The organism is Vibrio bivalvicida, from assembly GCF_001399455.2.
GTDB lineage: Bacteria > Pseudomonadota > Gammaproteobacteria > Enterobacterales > Vibrionaceae > Vibrio > Vibrio bivalvicida.
Genome location: NZ_LLEI02000090.1, coordinates 171,736 through 187,656 on the forward strand (window position 1 = coordinate 171,736; position 15,921 = coordinate 187,656).

Here is a 15,921-nt window from a genome sequence, read left to right on the forward strand (position 1 = left end):
GCTTTACCTGATTTAGCCTAATGTGCGCCCGTTAAGCCCATATTTCCCACTTTAAGGAAGAAGACAATGGCCAAAGTTTCACTGGAAAAAGACAAAATTAAAATCCTCTTACTTGAAGGTCTACATCCATCATCTGTAGAAGTACTTCAGGCTGCTGGCTACACCAACATCGAGTACCACAAAGGTTCGCTACCAGAAGAAGAACTGCTAGAAGCCGTGAAAGATGTTCACTTCATTGGTATTCGCTCACGTACAAATCTATCTCAAGAAGTCATTGACGCCGCTGAGAAATTAGTTGCGATTGGTTGTTTCTGTATTGGTACTAATCAGGTTGATCTTAAAGCAGCGGCAACTCGCGGTATTCCAGTGTTCAACGCGCCATTCTCAAATACACGTAGTGTTGCAGAGCTGGTTCTGGGACAAGTACTGTTACTGCTGCGTGGCATTCCAGAGAAAAATGCCTTAGCCCATCGTGGGATTTGGAAAAAAAGCGCAGAAAACTCTAATGAAGCCCGTGGTAAACGCCTAGGTATTATCGGCTATGGTCATATCGGTACTCAGCTCGGTATTATTGCTGAAAACTTAGGGATGCGTGTTTATTTCTACGACATCGAAAACAAGTTATCGCTCGGGAATGCCACTCAGGTCCATACCATGAGTGAACTACTCAACAAATGTGACGTTATTTCGCTGCATGTTCCAGAAACGCCTGAGACGAAGAATATGATGGGTGCAGAAGAGTTTGCACGTATGAAGCCAGGTTCTATTTTTATTAACGCCGCTCGCGGTACTGTGGTGGATATTGAAGCGCTATGCCATAGCCTTGAAGCCGGTCACCTTGCCGGGGCTGCAATCGACGTATTCCCAACCGAGCCAAAGACCAACGCCGACCCATTTGAGTCACCACTACAGAAATTTGATAACGTAATCCTAACTCCTCACGTCGGTGGCTCCACCCAAGAAGCACAAGAAAATATTGGTGTTGAAGTGGCAGGTAAGTTGGCTAAGTACTCAGATAACGGTTCAACACTTTCAAGTGTTAACTTCCCTGAAGTTTCACTCCCTGAGCACCGAGACTGCTCGCGTCTACTGCACATACACCAAAACCGCCCAGGTATTATGACTCAGATTAATACCATCTTTGCGGAAGAAGGGATCAACATCGCTGGTCAGTACCTACAAACGGCAGCAGACTTTGGTTATGTCGTGATCGATGTTGAAACAGAGCGTTCGGAAGAAGCACTCAAAAAGCTCAAGAGTATCGAAGGTACTATCCGCGCTCGTATCCTTCACTAATCTGATCCAACAAAAAAACCACCGATAAATCAGTCGGTGTTTTTTTTAATTCAAGCGTTTGATGGCTAAGGCTTTAAAGCGCGCTCTCCACGGGCGATACCAACTACACCACTTCGAGCTACTTCAATCACTTCTGTTACTTCAGACAATGCTTGAATAAACGCATCGAGTTTTTCACTAGTCCCTGCCATTTGTACTGTGTACTGAGAGGCGGTGACATCAACGATCTGCCCGCGGAAAATATCAGCGGTCCGTTTCACTTCAGCTCGTGAGAAGCCACTCGCCTTCACTTTCACCATCATTAACTCACGTTCAATATGATCAAGCTCTGAAACCTCTTGCACTTTGAGTACATCGATAAGCTTGTTTAGTTGCTTCTGGATTTGTTCGAGCTCCATATCGTCAGAAATGGTAGTAATGTTCAAGCGAGATAACGTTTCGTCGTCTGTTGGAGATACCGTCAAAGATTCAATGTTGTAAGCACGCTGAGAGAATAGACCCACTACACGAGACAGTGCACCCGGTTGGTTTTCCATTAACAGTGAAATAATGTGTCTCATATTAAGTTCTCTCCGTCTTGCTTAACCACATTTTGTCCATACCTTCGCCTTTAATCTGCATTGGGTACACATGCTCTGTTTCATCAACATTGATATCAACAAACACTAATCGATCTTTCATATCTAATGCTTGCTTTAGACCAGATTCAAGCTGATCTGGTGTTTCAATGCGAATCCCCACATGCCCATATGCTTCTGCGATAGCTGCAAAATCAGGAACAGAACTCATGTAAGAGTTAGAGTGGCGGCCTTGGTAAATAATGTCTTGCCACTGTTTTACCATGCCTAAGAATCGGTTGTTAAGGTTAATAATTTTAACCGGAATATCGTACTGCATCGCCGTCGATAGTTCCTGAATATTCATTTGGATACTACCGTCACCTGTTACAACTACGACCTCTTCATCAGGTTTAGCGAATTTCACGCCCATCCCAGCGGGTAAGCCGAAGCCCATTGTGCCAAGGCCACCAGAGTTGATCCAACGACGTGGCTTATTGAATGGATAATACAAGGCGGCAAACATCTGGTGCTGACCAACATCAGAGGCAACATAGGCGTCACCGTTAGTCAGCTTGTGTAGTGTTTCAATCACTTGCTGTGGTTTAATCCGTTCTGGTGATGTTTCGTATGATAAGCATTGACGCTCACGCCACCCTTGAATTTCATCCCACCAGCGATTCAATGCGTCTTGGTCGTTGATGCTACCCTGCTCTTCTAGCAAATTAACCATGCTTTCAAGCACTTTCTCAGCAGAACCGACAATAGGAAGATCCGCTTTCACGTTCTTCGAGATCGATGAAGGATCGATGTCAATGTGCATCACTTTGGCATCGGGGCAGTACTTTTCTAGGTTGTTAGTAGTGCGGTCATCAAAGCGAACCCCAACACCAAAGATTAAATCGGCATTATGCATAGCCATGTTCGCTTCATACACACCATGCATTCCTAACATGCCTAATGAATTTTTATGTGTTCCGGGGAAAGCGCCAAGCCCCATTAGCGTACTCACTACTGGTAAATTGAGAACTTCCGCCAGCTTGATTAAGTGTTGTTCAGCCTCTGAAATCACTGCGCCACCACCCACATAAAGAACCGGCTTTTTCGCTTCTAGAAGTGTCTTAAGACCTTTCTTAATTTGACCTTTATGGCCTGTTGTAGTTGGTTTATATGAGCGCATTGACAGAGATTTAGGGTATTCATATGGCAGTTTTACCTGTGGATTCATCACATCTTTAGGTAAATCAATCAAAACAGGGCCAGGTCTACCCGTAGTCGCAATGTAGAAAGCTTTCTTCACTGTTTCAGGAATGTCTTCTGCTTTCTTGACCAAGAAACTATGCTTAACTACCGGGCGAGATACACCAACAATGTCACATTCTTGGAAGGCATCATTACCTATCATATTATTTGGTACATTGCCTGAGACAACAATCATTGGGATAGAGTCCATGTACGCAGTCGCAATACCAGTGATGGTGTTGGTCGCACCTGGGCCAGAACACACGAGCACCACACCCGGGTTACCCGTCGCGCGCGCATAACCATCAGCCATATGAGTGGCGGCTTGTTCATGACGTACTAGAACGTGTTTGATTTGATCTGTTTTGGCGTGAAGCGCATCGTATATATCTAGAACAGAACCACCAGGGTAGCCAAAGATCTGTTCAACGCCTTCTTCAATCAGAGATTGAACAACCATCTCTGCACCGGACAACATTGCTGCCATATTATTCTCCTTAACCAGTTTCCACCACATAAGGTCAACATGATGGGCTGGTTTTTCATAGTCTAGGTCTTATTCGTAGCCTAAATCGAAATACATCCACTTTTTCGGCTATGTCTTGCTCACAGGTAACATAAAGCAAGGTCACGCAACAAATGTAACGTTTTATTAGCAACGGGTCTAATGCGACTTTCATCTCAAATTAAACAATATGCTGTTTATCAAAATCAAATCACAAGGTGAAACTAACCTGAACTCCAATTTCAGACCAATCATCCATAAATTACGACAAATTCGGTCAATAATTTTAGACAGTTAACTTTAATCAGCCCTAGTAAAACCTCGCTACTGAAAGATAACTAGCATAAAAAAATCCCTCACAAAGCAATAATACTGTGTGAGGGATTTTTAAACAGTTGAGAAATTTACTTTAGAAAAAGTTACTTCTTCTCGACCTTATCACTGTACATTTCTTCAATTTCATCCTGATATTTATCGTTAATCACCTTACGACGCAATTTTTGTGTCGGTGTTAACTCACCAGCATCCATCGAGAAAGCCTTGGGCAATAATTTGAATTTTTTCACCTGCTCAAACCGCGCAAGCTCCTGTTGGAGATCATTAACGCGCTTTTCAAGCATTTCAACGATTTGGTGATGCTTGATCAATTCAACACGATCATGATATTTGATGTTGAGTTCCTTGGCGTACTCTTCTAACGAATCATAGCAAGGTACGATCAATGCAGAGACAAACTTGCGTGTATCCGCAATCACAGCGATCTGTTCGATAAAGTGATCTTTACCTATCGCCCCTTCAATCATCTGCGGCGCAATATATTTGCCCCCCGACGTTTTCATCAACTCTTTAATACGATCGGTGATAAACAGGTTGCCACTTTCATCAATATGGCCTGCATCGCCTGTTTTTAAGAAACCGTGCTCATCGAATGTTTTCGCCGTCTCTTCTGGCATTTTGTAGTAACCGCGCATAACCATAGGACCGCGGACTAAGATCTCGTTGTTCTCACCAATCTTGACCTGAGCACCAGGCATCGACATACCAATAGAGTCAGGGTCAAAACACTTGTCATCCCAGCAGGAAACCGTTGCTGTTGTTTCTGTCATACCGTAGCCAAGCTTGACGTTGATACCAATAGCATGGAAAAAACGGCCGATGGTTTCGTCTAACTTAGCGCCACCACACGGCATAAAGTTGATTTTCCCACCCAATAACGCACGCAATTTCGACAAGACTAACTTATCAGCTAAGGCATAAGATTTTTTTAGCGCGATTGAAGGCTGACGACCTTCTTGATGACAAACGGCCATCTTCGCTCCCATATTCACAGCCCAAGTAAACAAGACTTTACGAATGAACGGTGCTTTGGCGACTTTTTCGTGAATAGCTGAGAAGATCTTTTCGTAAAAACGCGGGACCGCCGACATCACCGTTGGACGTACTTCACTAAGAGCATCGCGCACCTGCATGGTATCTTGTAGGTAACAGTTTGTTGCACCTTTATACAAAACGTAGAAAGTCCAGGCGCGTTCGAAGACATGAGAAAGTGGTAAGAAGCAGAGAGAGACATCACTTTGCGATAAGCTTAAACGCTGATCATGACCTTCAAGTTGCGCACCAATATTGGCGTAATCCAACATGACACCTTTTGGCTGGCCAGTGGTGCCAGAGGTGTAAATAAGAGTCAGAAGATCATTCAAGTTTGCCTGCGCCAAACGAGTTTCAAGCTCTTGTTGGTACGTATTGTCTACATTCGCTATAAAGCGCTGCCAACTGATGGCAGATTCATGTTCACCCAAGTCAATATCATCAGACATGGCGACAATCAGCTCTAGTTGGTCACACTGCTCGATGACAGAAGTTGCTGCATCAAACTGGGCTTGCTCACCAACAAACAGTACTCGCACGTCGGCATTTTGCAAAATGTAAGCAGATTGAGCTGCTGTATTGGTTGGATAAATAGGGACTGTTACCGCACGTATTTGAAGAGCGGCAAAATCAGCGATTGTCCACTGAGGCATATTGTTAGAAAAGATACCGATCTTATCCTGAACACGGATGCCTTGAGCCAATAAAGCAAGTGACAAAGCATCAAGTTGCTGGCCAAATTGCTTCCAACTAATACCATTCCAAACATTGCCTACTTTATGCTTAAGTGCAATACCGTCATTGCCTTTTGCAATCTGGTCTCGAATACGTTTTACAATATGAAAATCTAGGTCGGCCATCTCTATTACCTTTAGCTTACACCTGTAAGCTTTATTCAGCGCACAAGTGTACATTTCGCTTTAGAAAAGGCAACTGATGACCGTCAAAGTTATCAATATAAATCGTAAAAAACCTTGAATGACGTGAACCATTCAAGGTTTTTGAGACTAGCGAAATCTGACGTTTAGTTAATAGCGACAACCTCACCACAAATCATCATCAATTGGTCACGTAACCAGATGTGACCTTTATCTTTTTCACTTGATTCGTGCCAGCTTAAGAAACCGCTGATTTTGCCATTTTCGAATGGGAAGTCGATGATTTGTAACTGCTCTTTGTTCGCAGCATTCTCAACCATCCAACGTGGCGCAATCGTCACTAGCTCAGATTGACCAACAACGTAAAGTACATTGCTTAGGCTTGTGCCTTCATAGTAGGCCTGTACATCTAGATCACGATACGCTTGCTCAGAGAAGCTACGCTGACCATGAACTTTTGACAGTTTTGCATGACGCTCGCGAAGTAACTGATCGGCAGTCACTGCTCCCTGAAGACGTGGGTGAGATTTTGACGTAACAACCACTAGCTCATCTTGGAAGATTTCAGTGCTTGAGAAACCTTGCTCATCGAAACGTGCATAATCGATCACAAAATCAATCTCTTGATAACGCATACGCTCTGCTAGTTGGCGATCAAATTCAGCGTCTAGGTGAAGCTGAACATTAGGAGCTAGCTCATGGATAGTAGACATGATTTTTGGCGCAAAACGCATATCGCAAGGGCTACAAATTGCTAGCTTAAATAGACGTGTTGAAGTCTCAGGCGAGAATACAGAACTAGGTAACTCGTTACGAATTAATTGAAGCGCTTGACGAACAGGACCAAATAGCTGGCGAGCACGCTGGGTTGGTTGAATACCACGACCTTGACGCATAAACAACTCATCATTAAACATCACTTTCAGACGAGCAACGGCGTTACTTACCGCTGGCTGTGACATGCCTAAGTTATGTGCGGCACGAGTAATATTCTGCTCTTGCATTACGGCGTCAAACACGGTTAACAGGTTTAAATCTACTCCACGTAAAGTACTCTCCATGCGGTAGCTAGCGATAGCACTCATAGACTCTTTCTTATCGATCATCGGGTAAGCCTCTTTAAATTCATCAGCGTAAATGGTCATTAAATTGAAATTTGAGTTTGGAATAGAAAACCCAGTTCTCGCCTCATCCGTTATATTTATTTGTTAGATGTTTGTCGGCGAACCATTACTATCAGCGAATCATTCAGCGATTAGCAATAAGATTGACAATTAATCAGTATTTTTTACCTATAATCCAGATTAGTCATTAAATTACAAAAAGTTAAATGGATTATAAAAAGTTATAAAACACACTACCTTAGAGATAAATATAGAAATTTGATATTAAATATCGCTGTTAACACTCAGTGTCAGACATGAGACACATCTATGATTTAAGTATGCGAAACAAAAACAGCATCAATAACCCATACAACTCCTTCGCGTAAGATGAAGCCTTGTTATAGATTGGTGACATAACTTGGAAAATCTACTTTATCCCACAAGCTTTCACTCAACGTCGATTTATCCTCCCAATCACCTTGCTTAATCCATGTGACAATTGCCTGTGCAACATCTGGGTATTTGACGCTTTCAGCGCTAGATTCATCAAGCCAACGGCGTACCACAGCGGCATCTAAGAACTCCATACTGCTCGCCAGTCCTAAATCTTCCAGCGTTGCAACATTGCTCATTTGTTCAAATTGCCCCTTCAATGGCTTTAATAGTAGTTTCTTACCAAGAGTGAGCGCCTCTGAGGGCAACTCAAAACCGCCATTCGCAATCACTCCCTTACAGCGAACAAGATGACGTTGAAATGAGTTGACACTCAATGGAATAAACTCAATATTATCGACTGTTTTGGGTTCTATAATCTCTGGGTGATAGCAAACAAAGCGCTGAGTAGTAAACCGAAGTAACAACTCCGTAATATCGGTCATACTTTCAAATGGTAGGTAAACCAGAACGAATGCTTCTTGCTCAACTGTTGCTTTATGAGTGTGAATAATCGGTGGTAAGATAGGCTGATCAAAGTGATACCAGTGTAAAGCTATAAGATGATCCGCTGGAGCAAAATACTCTATGACCTGCTTGTCCAACCAACTCGCCCCTTTATGGGGGACAGAGTAGCGAAAAGCATTCTGGTGACTAATGCTAATTGATGGAATACCCTGCCTTTTCGCCGCCCAAGCAGATACGGGCTCAAAGTCATTAAGCACTAGATCATAGTGAGATAAATCAAGCTCACGGACATCGCGCCAAAACTGCCATAAACTATTAGACATACAGGTTTTGAAATAATTGATTTGGCCTTTATCTGTAGCAAATGATAGACCTCGACGAATTTGAAAATCTCCGAACGGCTCCATTGAAAAGTATTTGCTCTTATCACGCCCACTAAACAGATAGTCAACATCCATTCCAGCTTCAGATAAGCGCGTTGACATTGCTCTTGCACGAGTTATATGACCGTTTCCTGTTCCTTGTACACCATATAAAATTTTCATTTACTAACTCCCAACAATGGTAAGTGCAATCTGCGCGATACCAATTCCTAGCAAGGCTCCAAGCAATACATCGGTTAAAAAGTGAACCCCAAGAAAAATGCGTGAGCTTGCAATCAAAGATGCCCAAACTAAAGCAAACACCGCCAACTCAACAAAGTAGTGACCCGTAATTGAAGCCATTAGATATGCCGCAGCAGTATGGCCAGAAGGCAGACTGTAACGGTCTGAAGGTGTGATAAATGATGTAACCAAGTCAGAAAACTCTTGCGGTCGGCGTCGTTTAAACAGATTTTTGGCTAACCAATAGATTGGAAGCTCTAAAGTAAAAGCCAACACACCCGCCATTAAAAAAAGCTGACCATCTTTACCTGCAAACAAATAAGCAAGCACTCCAAACATTAAGTACAGGTGCCCATCTCCGGTATGTGAGATGGCTTTACTAATACGCGAGATAGGTTGATTGAATCTGTGCTGTAGACAGAAAATAGAAAACGCCAGATCAAACTTAGCTATAGGTTCGATAGAACGCATTACCGACTCCTTTTTTGACGGTGTTACGCTTAGGCTAGTTGGGCAGGGTGACAGCTTGGTGAAAGTTTCGCGGTATTTCGGTGACAAGACATAGACATAGACACGCGCCAACATGCAACCCATTCGCCTTTTCAATAAAAACACCGCGCAAAAACGACGATTTTGCGCGTTTTTCCGTTGAACTGATCTGACTTGAATAAAAATACAACTTTAGGGTTGACGTTGCCTCTTGAGTGCGGTACTAATTTGTTAACTTAAATTTGTGGTTTATTTAACGCCCCATAGGAACCGTTAACAATGATGAATCGTTTTTCTATCCTGCTGAGCCTCCTCCTTATCGTGACATATTCGCGCGGGTAGGCTGTGGAAGAAAAATAACCACACAGAATTACACAAGACCCGCACTAAGATGCGGGTTTTTTTATACCTAGCTTTTTGTAGCTAAGTAATGGAAGTAAACGATTAACTGATGTGAATGGCATCAAGTCATTAAGGAAGCAAACATGAACGATCAAGTCATTATTTTCGACACCACGTTACGTGATGGCGAACAGGCGTTGTCAGCAAGCTTGACGGTTAAAGAAAAACTGCAAATTGCCTATGCGCTTGAAAGGCTCGGCGTTGATGTCATTGAAGCCGGATTTCCTGTTTCTTCACCGGGTGATTTTGAGTCGGTACAGACGATTGCACGTAACATCAAAAACAGCCGAGTTTGTGGTCTTTCGCGTGCCGTTGCAAAAGACATAGATGCTGCTGCTGAAGCACTTAAGGTTGCAGAGCAATTTCGAATCCATACCTTTATTTCCACTTCCACCGTCCACGTTCAGGACAAACTTCGTCGTAGCTACGATGATGTAGTTGAGATGGGCGTCAAAGCAGTGAAACATGCTCGTCAATATACCGATGATGTTGAGTTTTCGTGTGAAGATGCAGGTCGTACGCCAATTGACAACTTGTGCCGCATGGTTGAAGCCGCTATCAATGCTGGCGCAAGCACCATCAATATTCCTGATACCGTAGGCTACACAGTCCCAAATGAGTTTGGTGGTATCATCCAAACTCTATTCAATCGTGTACCCAATATTGATAAGGCGATCATCTCCGTTCACTGTCATGACGACTTAGGCATGTCTGTCGCTAACTCAATTGCCGCAGTACAGGCAGGGGCGCGTCAGATTGAAGGCACCATCAACGGCATCGGAGAACGTGCTGGTAACTGTTCTTTAGAAGAGATCGCTATGATCATCAAGACTCGCCAAGAGTTATTGGGTGTTCATACTGGTCTTAAGCACGATGAAATCCACCGCACGAGTAAACTGGTGAGCCAGCTTTGTAATATGCCGATTCAAGACAACAAAGCGATCGTTGGTGCTAACGCTTTTAGCCACTCTTCAGGCATTCACCAAGATGGCATGTTAAAGAATAAAAACACATACGAAATCATGACTCCTGAGTCGATTGGCCTTAAGAACCAAGCGCTAAATCTAACCAGTCGCAGCGGCCGTGCAGCGGTGAAGAGCCACATGGACACCATGGGTTACAAAGAAGAAGAGTACAACCTAGACGCTCTATACGAAGATTTCTTGAAACTGGCAGACCGTAAAGGCCAGGTATTTGATTACGACCTAGAAGCTCTAATGCACTTCTCTAACTTGCGTGAAGAAGATGACTTCTACAAATTGAACTATCTAAGCGTGCAGTCTGGTAGCGTAATGGCGACAACCAGCATCAAGCTTCAATGTGGTGATGAAGAGCAATCTGAAGCAGCAGTAGGTAATGGTCCTGTCGATGCGTTATACCAGTGTATCTATCGTGTAACGGGTTATGATATTGTTCTAGACAAGTTCGATTTAACCGCCAAAGGTGAAGGTGAAGATGGACTAGGCCAAGCGGATATTATTGCCAACTACAAAGGTCGCAAATATCACGGTACCGGTGTTTCAACCGATATCGTAGAAGCTTCGGGCCAAGCATTACTACACGTTATCAACAGCATCCATCGTGCTGACAAGATCGCTGAGATCAAACAGAAAAAAATCGAAACAGTATAAGTAAGACTCCAGGGATGCGAGTCGTTCCTGGAAGAGATAAAAATTAAAGGAATAACATGACAGACAAATCATACAACATTGCCGTTTTACCAGGTGACGGCATTGGCCCAGAAGTGATGGCTCAAGCGCACAAAGTTCTAGATGCGATTGAAAAAAAACACAGTATTCATTTTGCTCGTGATGAGCACGATGTTGGCGGTATTGCAATCGATAACCATGGCTGCCCACTTCCAGACAGCACAGTAAAAGCATGTGAAGATTCAGATGCCGTTTTATTTGGTTCGGTTGGCGGTCCTAAGTGGGAGCACCTACCACCAAATGATCAACCTGAACGTGGTGCTCTTCTACCACTTCGTAAACACTTCCAATTGTTCTGTAACCTACGTCCAGCACAGATCCATAAAGGCCTAGAAGGATTCTCTCCACTACGTGCTGATATTTCTGGCAACGGCTTTGATATCGTTGTTGTACGTGAGCTGACTGGTGGTATCTACTTCGGTCAGCCTAAAGGGCGTGAAGGCGAAGGTCCAAACGAGAAAGCATTCGATACTGAGGTTTACCATCGTTTTGAGATCGAGCGTATCGCAAAGATTGCCTTCGAATCTGCTCGTCTACGTGACAAAAAAGTGTGCTCTATCGATAAAGCTAACGTACTACAAAGTTCAATTCTTTGGCGTGAAGTGGTTGAAGAAATTGCGAAAGACTATCCAGATGTTGAGCTTTCGCACATGTACATTGATAACGCAACAATGCAGCTCATCAAAGATCCTTCTCAGTTCGACGTTATGCTTTGTTCTAACATCTTCGGCGACATCATCTCAGATGAATGCGCGATGATCACAGGCTCTATGGGCATGCTTCCTTCAGCGTCACTAAACGAAAGTAAGTTTGGTCTATACGAACCTGCTGGCGGCAGTGCTCCTGACATCGCAGGTAAGAACATCGCCAACCCTGTGGCACAAATTCTATCAGCAGCATTAATGCTACGTTACAGCCTAGGTGAAGAAGCTGCAGCGCAAGACATTGAAGCCGCAGTTTCTAAGGCTCTATCAGCAGGCGAGTTAACAGGTGACCTTTCTGGTGATAAACCGGCACTATCGACTTCAGAGATGGGCGATAAGATCTCAGAGTACATCTTAAATTCTTAATTTAAGCAGACAGATAATAATTATTCGCTCCTGATAAGCCGTTGTCGGGAGCTATACACAGGATAGTGATAATGGGCAAAACATTATACGAAAAAGTCTACGACGCACACGTTGCCGTAGCCGCTGAGGGTGAAAACCCAATTCTTTATATCGACCGTCACTTGGTTCATGAAGTAACGTCGCCTCAGGCGTTCGATGGTTTACGTGAAAAAGGTCGTAAAGTTCGTCAGGTAGGCAAGACATTCGCCACCATGGACCACAACGTTTCGACACAAACTAAGGATATCAACGCTTCTGGTGAGATGGCGCGTATCCAGATGGAAACGCTATCAAAAAACTGTGAAGAATTTGGCGTCACGCTGTATGACATCAACCACAAATACCAAGGTATCGTGCACGTAATGGGGCCTGAACTAGGTATTACCCTACCGGGTATGACGATTGTTTGTGGTGACTCACACACAGCAACGCACGGTGCGTTCGGCTCTCTAGCATTTGGTATCGGTACTTCAGAGGTTGAGCACGTTCTAGCAACCCAAACGCTAAAGCAAGCTCGCGCTAAAACGATGAAAATCGAAGTGAAAGGCAAAGTAGCGCCAGGTATCACAGCAAAAGATATCGTCCTAGCCATCATCGGTGAAACTACTGCTGCAGGTGGTACAGGCTACGTTGTAGAGTTCTGCGGTGAAGCGATTACTGATCTTACGATGGAAGGTCGTATGACGGTATGTAACATGGCTATCGAACTGGGCGCGAAAGCGGGTCTAATTGCACCAGATGAAACCACATTCGAATACATTAAAGGCCGCAAGTTCGCCCCGCAAGGTGTAGATCTAGAAGCAGCAATTGAATACTGGTCATCTCTAAAGACTGATGATGACGCGGAGTTTGATGCAGTGGTAACGCTAAACGCTGCAGACATCAAACCTCAGGTAACTTGGGGAACTAACCCGGGTCAGGTTATCGCAGTTGATGAAGCTATCCCTGCACCTGAAAGCTTTACTGACCCTGTAGAAAAAGCTTCTGCTGAAAAAGCATTGGCTTACATGGGTCTAGAAGCTGGCAAAGCACTGTCTGACTACAAAGTAGATAAAGTATTCGTTGGCTCTTGTACTAACTCTCGCATCGAAGATATGCGTGCAGCAGCTGCTGTGGCTAAAGGTCGCAAAGTGGCTGATAACGTGCAAGCGCTTATCGTTCCTGGCTCTGAGCAAGTAAAGGCACAAGCAGAGAAAGAAGGCTTAGATGTAATCTTTAAAGATGCTGGTTTTGAATGGCGTCTACCCGGCTGCTCCATGTGTCTAGCAATGAATAATGACCGCCTAGGCCCACATGAGCGTTGTGCCTCTACCTCGAACCGAAACTTTGAGGGTCGCCAAGGCCGTGATGGCCGGACCCACTTAGTGAGTCCGGCAATGGCGGCGGCGGCGGCAATCGCTGGTCACTTTGTTGATATTCGTGAGTTGGATTTTTTTGGTAAACAGGACTAGGAGAGAGAACAGATGTCAGGTTTTAAACAACATACAGGATTAGTTGTTCCTCTAGATGCAGCGAACGTAGATACTGATGCCATCATTCCTAAACAGTTTTTACAAAAAGTATCTCGTCTGGGTTTTGGCAAGCACCTATTTCACGATTGGCGCTTCCTTGATGACGCAGGTGACCAACCAAACCCAGAATTTATTATGAACGCCCCGCGCTATCAAGGCGCCTCAGTTCTGTTAGCTCGTGAAAACTTTGGTTGTGGTTCATCTCGTGAACACGCACCATGGGCACTCGCAGATTACGGTATCAGAGCGATGATCGCACCGAGTTTTGCCGATATTTTCTATGGTAACTCGATCAACAACCAAATGGTTCCAGTTCGCCTTACAGAGCAAGAAGTGGATGAGATTTTCCAGTTCGTAGAAGCGACTGAAGGTGCGGAAGTCGAGGTAGACCTAGAAGCAAACTTAGTACGCGCAAACGGTAAAGAGTACTCATTTGAAATTGATGAGTTTCGTCGTCACTGCCTACTAAATGGCTTGGACAACATCGGTCTAACTCTTCAGCACGAAGACAAAATTTCCACCTATGAAGCGAGTATTCCCAACTTCCTCAAATAATTGAAGTTAGAATTTTGCTAAACAAAAGGTTAGCCGAGGCTAACCTTTTTTGCTTTGTGGCGAAACAAACCTGTTAGTAATTAGGTCTAGTAATTAAAGCGCTTCCGATAAAGGACTTAACCTGATGACACGCATTGTTACTTTATTACTGACTCTTATCTCTTTACACGTATTCGCAGCGCCAAAGTCTGAGCTTTGGCCTTTTTGGCAGCAGTCGAATCAAAGTAATACTGCTACTATTTCTCACCAAGATTGGCAGTCTTTCCTCGATAACTATTTAGTTCAAGATGGTGACTACACGTTGGTAAAATACGGTTCTGTCTCATCTCAAGACAAGAAAAAGTTAAATCAATATATCGCGACACTCGCTGCTATTGATCCTAGAGAGTATTCAGCGAGCGAACAGTACGCCTATTGGGTCAATCTGTACAATGCGATCACTGTCAACCTAATCCTTGATGACTACCCGGTTAAGTCTATAACTAAGCTAGGTGGACTATTTAGTTTTGGTCCATGGGGTGATGAAGTGGTTACAGTCGCCGGTAAGAAGCTCACTCTTAACGATATTGAGCACCGCATCCTTCGCCCTATTTGGAATGACCCTCGCACACACTATGCGGTGAACTGTGCCAGCTTGGGCTGTCCAAACCTACAAACTCAAGCTTTTAGTGCTGATAATACCGAGCAACTTCTAGAGCAAGCAGCTAAAGAGTTTATTAATAGTGATAAAGGGGTATTACTACTAGCAGGCAAAACGCAGCTGTCCTCCATATACGACTGGTTTGCTGAAGACTTCGGTAATAAACAAGAATTGGTTCAACACTTAGCTAAATATCGCCCTGAATTAGCAAATCTAAATGGTAAGTTTAGTTATGAGTACGATTGGAATTTGAATGATAGGGAATAGTGGAAAGAGGATTAGGGAGGCCGTTCTCGCATCTATAGCGAAGTGTTCCCGAAGGACGAAGTCCGTTCCCCATAAACGACAAAAAACAGTCCGAAGACTGGTTTTTTAAATAAGTTGCGGGTCGGCTGGGGTTGCGGGCAACCGAGACTCGTTGGTCGTAGACCAGAATAATCCCGCAGATACAAAAAGACCCCAGCATTGCTGCTGAGGTCTGGAATAGTGGCGGAGCGGACGGGACTCGAACCCGCGACCCCCGGCGTGACAGGCCGGTATTCTAACCAACTGAACTACCGCTCCGCACTGGTTAGACTTTAAGTCTAAATAAGAACCTGGCAATGTCCTACTCTCACATGGGGAAGCCCCACACTACCATCGGCGCTAATTCGTTTCACTTCTGAGTTCGGCATGGAATCAGGTGGGTCCAAATCGCTATGGTTGCCAAGTAAAATTCTTTACGTTTTGCTTTACGCTCTATACTAAAGCATAAAACAAACAGTAAATGGTGCTGATACCCAGACTCGAACTGGGGACCTCATCCTTACCAAGGATGCGCTCTACCACCTGAGCTATATCAGCATCAAGATGTCCTCGAGGACTAAAAAAGCCCGCTTATGCAAACGGGCTCTCTTAACTTTTGTCTTCACCTTCTAAAAAGGCAAAAACCAAATTTAAAGCCTGGCGATGTCCTACTCTCACATGGGGAAACCCCACACTACCATCGGCGCTAATTCGTTTCACTTCTGAGTTCGGCATGGAATCAGGTGGGTCCAAATCGCTATGGT

At 44.1% G+C, this 15,921-nt stretch carries 12 protein-coding genes, 2 tRNA genes and 2 rRNA genes; 6 read left to right on the plus strand and 10 right to left on the minus strand.

Features of this window, described 5'->3' with window-relative positions; genetic code table 11:
* The first annotated feature begins 66 nt into the window (after nt 1-66).
* Nucleotides 67-1,296 carry a phosphoglycerate dehydrogenase gene (gene serA / locus APB76_RS21565; RefSeq protein ID WP_054962062.1) on the plus strand — a complete coding sequence of 410 codons (1,230 nt, stop codon included), beginning with the start codon at nt 67-69 and terminating at the stop codon, nt 1,294-1,296.
* Between the two features lie 65 nt (nt 1,297-1,361).
* Here serA and ilvN read toward each other — a convergent pair whose 3' ends face one another.
* The 6 genes from ilvN to APB76_RS21595 all read right to left on the minus strand — a co-directional run bounded on the left by ilvN (nt 1,362) and on the right by APB76_RS21595 (nt 8,928).
* The gene (ilvN, locus tag APB76_RS21570; RefSeq protein WP_004744777.1) at nt 1,362-1,856 is read right to left on the minus strand and encodes an acetolactate synthase small subunit; all 495 of its coding nucleotides are present in this window, start codon (nt 1,854-1,856) and stop codon (nt 1,362-1,364) included.
* Nucleotide 1,857: 1 nt separating this feature from the next.
* Nucleotides 1,858-3,582 carry an acetolactate synthase 3 large subunit gene (locus tag APB76_RS21575; RefSeq protein WP_049845392.1) on the minus strand — a complete coding sequence of 575 codons (1,725 nt, stop codon included), beginning with the start codon at nt 3,580-3,582 and terminating at the stop codon, nt 1,858-1,860.
* 437 nt (nt 3,583-4,019) lie between these two features.
* Nucleotides 4,020-5,828 carry an AMP-dependent synthetase/ligase gene (locus APB76_RS21580; protein ID WP_054962063.1) on the minus strand — a complete coding sequence of 603 codons (1,809 nt, stop codon included), beginning with the start codon at nt 5,826-5,828 and terminating at the stop codon, nt 4,020-4,022.
* A 164-nt stretch (nt 5,829-5,992) separates the two neighbouring features.
* A complete protein-coding gene (leuO, locus tag APB76_RS21585) occupies nt 5,993-6,952 on the minus strand; it encodes a transcriptional regulator LeuO (protein WP_049845394.1) in 960 nt (319 codons plus the stop codon).
* 398 nt (nt 6,953-7,350) lie between these two features.
* On the minus strand, nt 7,351-8,397 hold the full coding sequence (locus APB76_RS21590; protein WP_049845395.1) for an MJ1255/VC2487 family glycosyltransferase: 1,047 nt from the start codon (nt 8,395-8,397) through the stop codon (nt 7,351-7,353).
* 3 nt (nt 8,398-8,400) lie between these two features.
* A complete protein-coding gene (locus APB76_RS21595) occupies nt 8,401-8,928 on the minus strand; it encodes a phosphatase PAP2 family protein (RefSeq protein WP_049845396.1) in 528 nt (175 codons plus the stop codon).
* 503 nt (nt 8,929-9,431) lie between these two features.
* On the opposite strand from APB76_RS21595, the gene leuA reads away from it, so the two are divergent.
* From leuA to APB76_RS21620, 5 genes are all read left to right on the plus strand, one after another.
* Nucleotides 9,432-10,979: a 2-isopropylmalate synthase gene (gene leuA, locus APB76_RS21600; RefSeq protein ID WP_049845397.1), complete on the plus strand. Its 1,548-nt coding sequence runs from the start codon at nt 9,432-9,434 to the stop codon at nt 10,977-10,979.
* 56 nt (nt 10,980-11,035) lie between these two features.
* Nucleotides 11,036-12,127 (plus strand): 3-isopropylmalate dehydrogenase, encoded by a 1,092-nt coding sequence (leuB, locus tag APB76_RS21605; protein WP_049845398.1) that lies wholly within the window; start codon nt 11,036-11,038, stop codon nt 12,125-12,127.
* A gap of 71 nt (nt 12,128-12,198) precedes the next feature.
* Nucleotides 12,199-13,617, plus strand: coding sequence for a 3-isopropylmalate dehydratase large subunit (leuC, locus tag APB76_RS21610; protein ID WP_049845399.1), 1,419 nt, complete (start codon nt 12,199-12,201; stop codon nt 13,615-13,617).
* Between the two features lie 12 nt (nt 13,618-13,629).
* Entirely contained in the window at nt 13,630-14,232 is a 603-nt protein-coding gene (gene leuD, locus APB76_RS21615; protein ID WP_054962064.1) for a 3-isopropylmalate dehydratase small subunit, read from the plus strand.
* Between the two features lie 124 nt (nt 14,233-14,356).
* Nucleotides 14,357-15,139, plus strand: a complete 783-nt coding sequence (locus tag APB76_RS21620; RefSeq protein WP_054962065.1) for a DUF547 domain-containing protein — start codon at nt 14,357-14,359, stop codon at nt 15,137-15,139.
* Nucleotides 15,140-15,359: 220 nt separating this feature from the next.
* Here APB76_RS21620 and APB76_RS21625 read toward each other — a convergent pair.
* The 4 genes from APB76_RS21625 to rrf (APB76_RS21640) all read right to left on the minus strand — a co-directional run.
* A tRNA-Asp gene (locus APB76_RS21625) sits at nt 15,360-15,436 on the minus strand.
* Nucleotides 15,437-15,466: 30 nt separating this feature from the next.
* Nucleotides 15,467-15,582: ribosomal RNA gene (rrf, locus tag APB76_RS21630) — 5S ribosomal RNA — on the minus strand.
* A 57-nt stretch (nt 15,583-15,639) separates the two neighbouring features.
* Nucleotides 15,640-15,715: transfer RNA gene (locus APB76_RS21635), tRNA-Thr, on the minus strand.
* 97 nt (nt 15,716-15,812) lie between these two features.
* A 5S ribosomal RNA gene (gene rrf, locus APB76_RS21640) occupies nt 15,813-15,921 on the minus strand; the annotation flags it as partial.

Excerpts from the sequence above, each read along its gene's own strand:
- APB76_RS21575 (WP_049845392.1), bottom strand. The coding sequence starts at position 3,582 with ATGGCAGCAATGTTGTCCGGTGCAGAGATGGTTGTTCAATCTCTGATT.
- APB76_RS21590 (WP_049845395.1), bottom strand. The coding sequence starts at position 8,397 with ATGAAAATTTTATATGGTGTACAAGGAACAGGAAACGGTCATATAACT.
- leuC (WP_049845399.1), top strand. The coding sequence starts at position 12,199 with ATGGGCAAAACATTATACGAAAAAGTCTACGACGCACACGTTGCCGTA.
- leuA (WP_049845397.1), top strand. The coding sequence starts at position 9,432 with ATGAACGATCAAGTCATTATTTTCGACACCACGTTACGTGATGGCGAA.
- ilvN (WP_004744777.1), bottom strand. The coding sequence starts at position 1,856 with ATGAGACACATTATTTCACTGTTAATGGAAAACCAACCGGGTGCACTG.
- leuD (WP_054962064.1), top strand. The coding sequence starts at position 13,630 with ATGTCAGGTTTTAAACAACATACAGGATTAGTTGTTCCTCTAGATGCA.
- serA (WP_054962062.1), top strand. The coding sequence starts at position 67 with ATGGCCAAAGTTTCACTGGAAAAAGACAAAATTAAAATCCTCTTACTT.
- APB76_RS21620 (WP_054962065.1), top strand. The coding sequence starts at position 14,357 with ATGACACGCATTGTTACTTTATTACTGACTCTTATCTCTTTACACGTA.
- APB76_RS21580 (WP_054962063.1), bottom strand. The coding sequence starts at position 5,828 with ATGGCCGACCTAGATTTTCATATTGTAAAACGTATTCGAGACCAGATT.
- leuO (WP_049845394.1), bottom strand. The coding sequence starts at position 6,952 with ATGATCGATAAGAAAGAGTCTATGAGTGCTATCGCTAGCTACCGCATG.
- APB76_RS21595 (WP_049845396.1), bottom strand. The coding sequence starts at position 8,928 with ATGCGTTCTATCGAACCTATAGCTAAGTTTGATCTGGCGTTTTCTATT.
- leuB (WP_049845398.1), top strand. The coding sequence starts at position 11,036 with ATGACAGACAAATCATACAACATTGCCGTTTTACCAGGTGACGGCATT.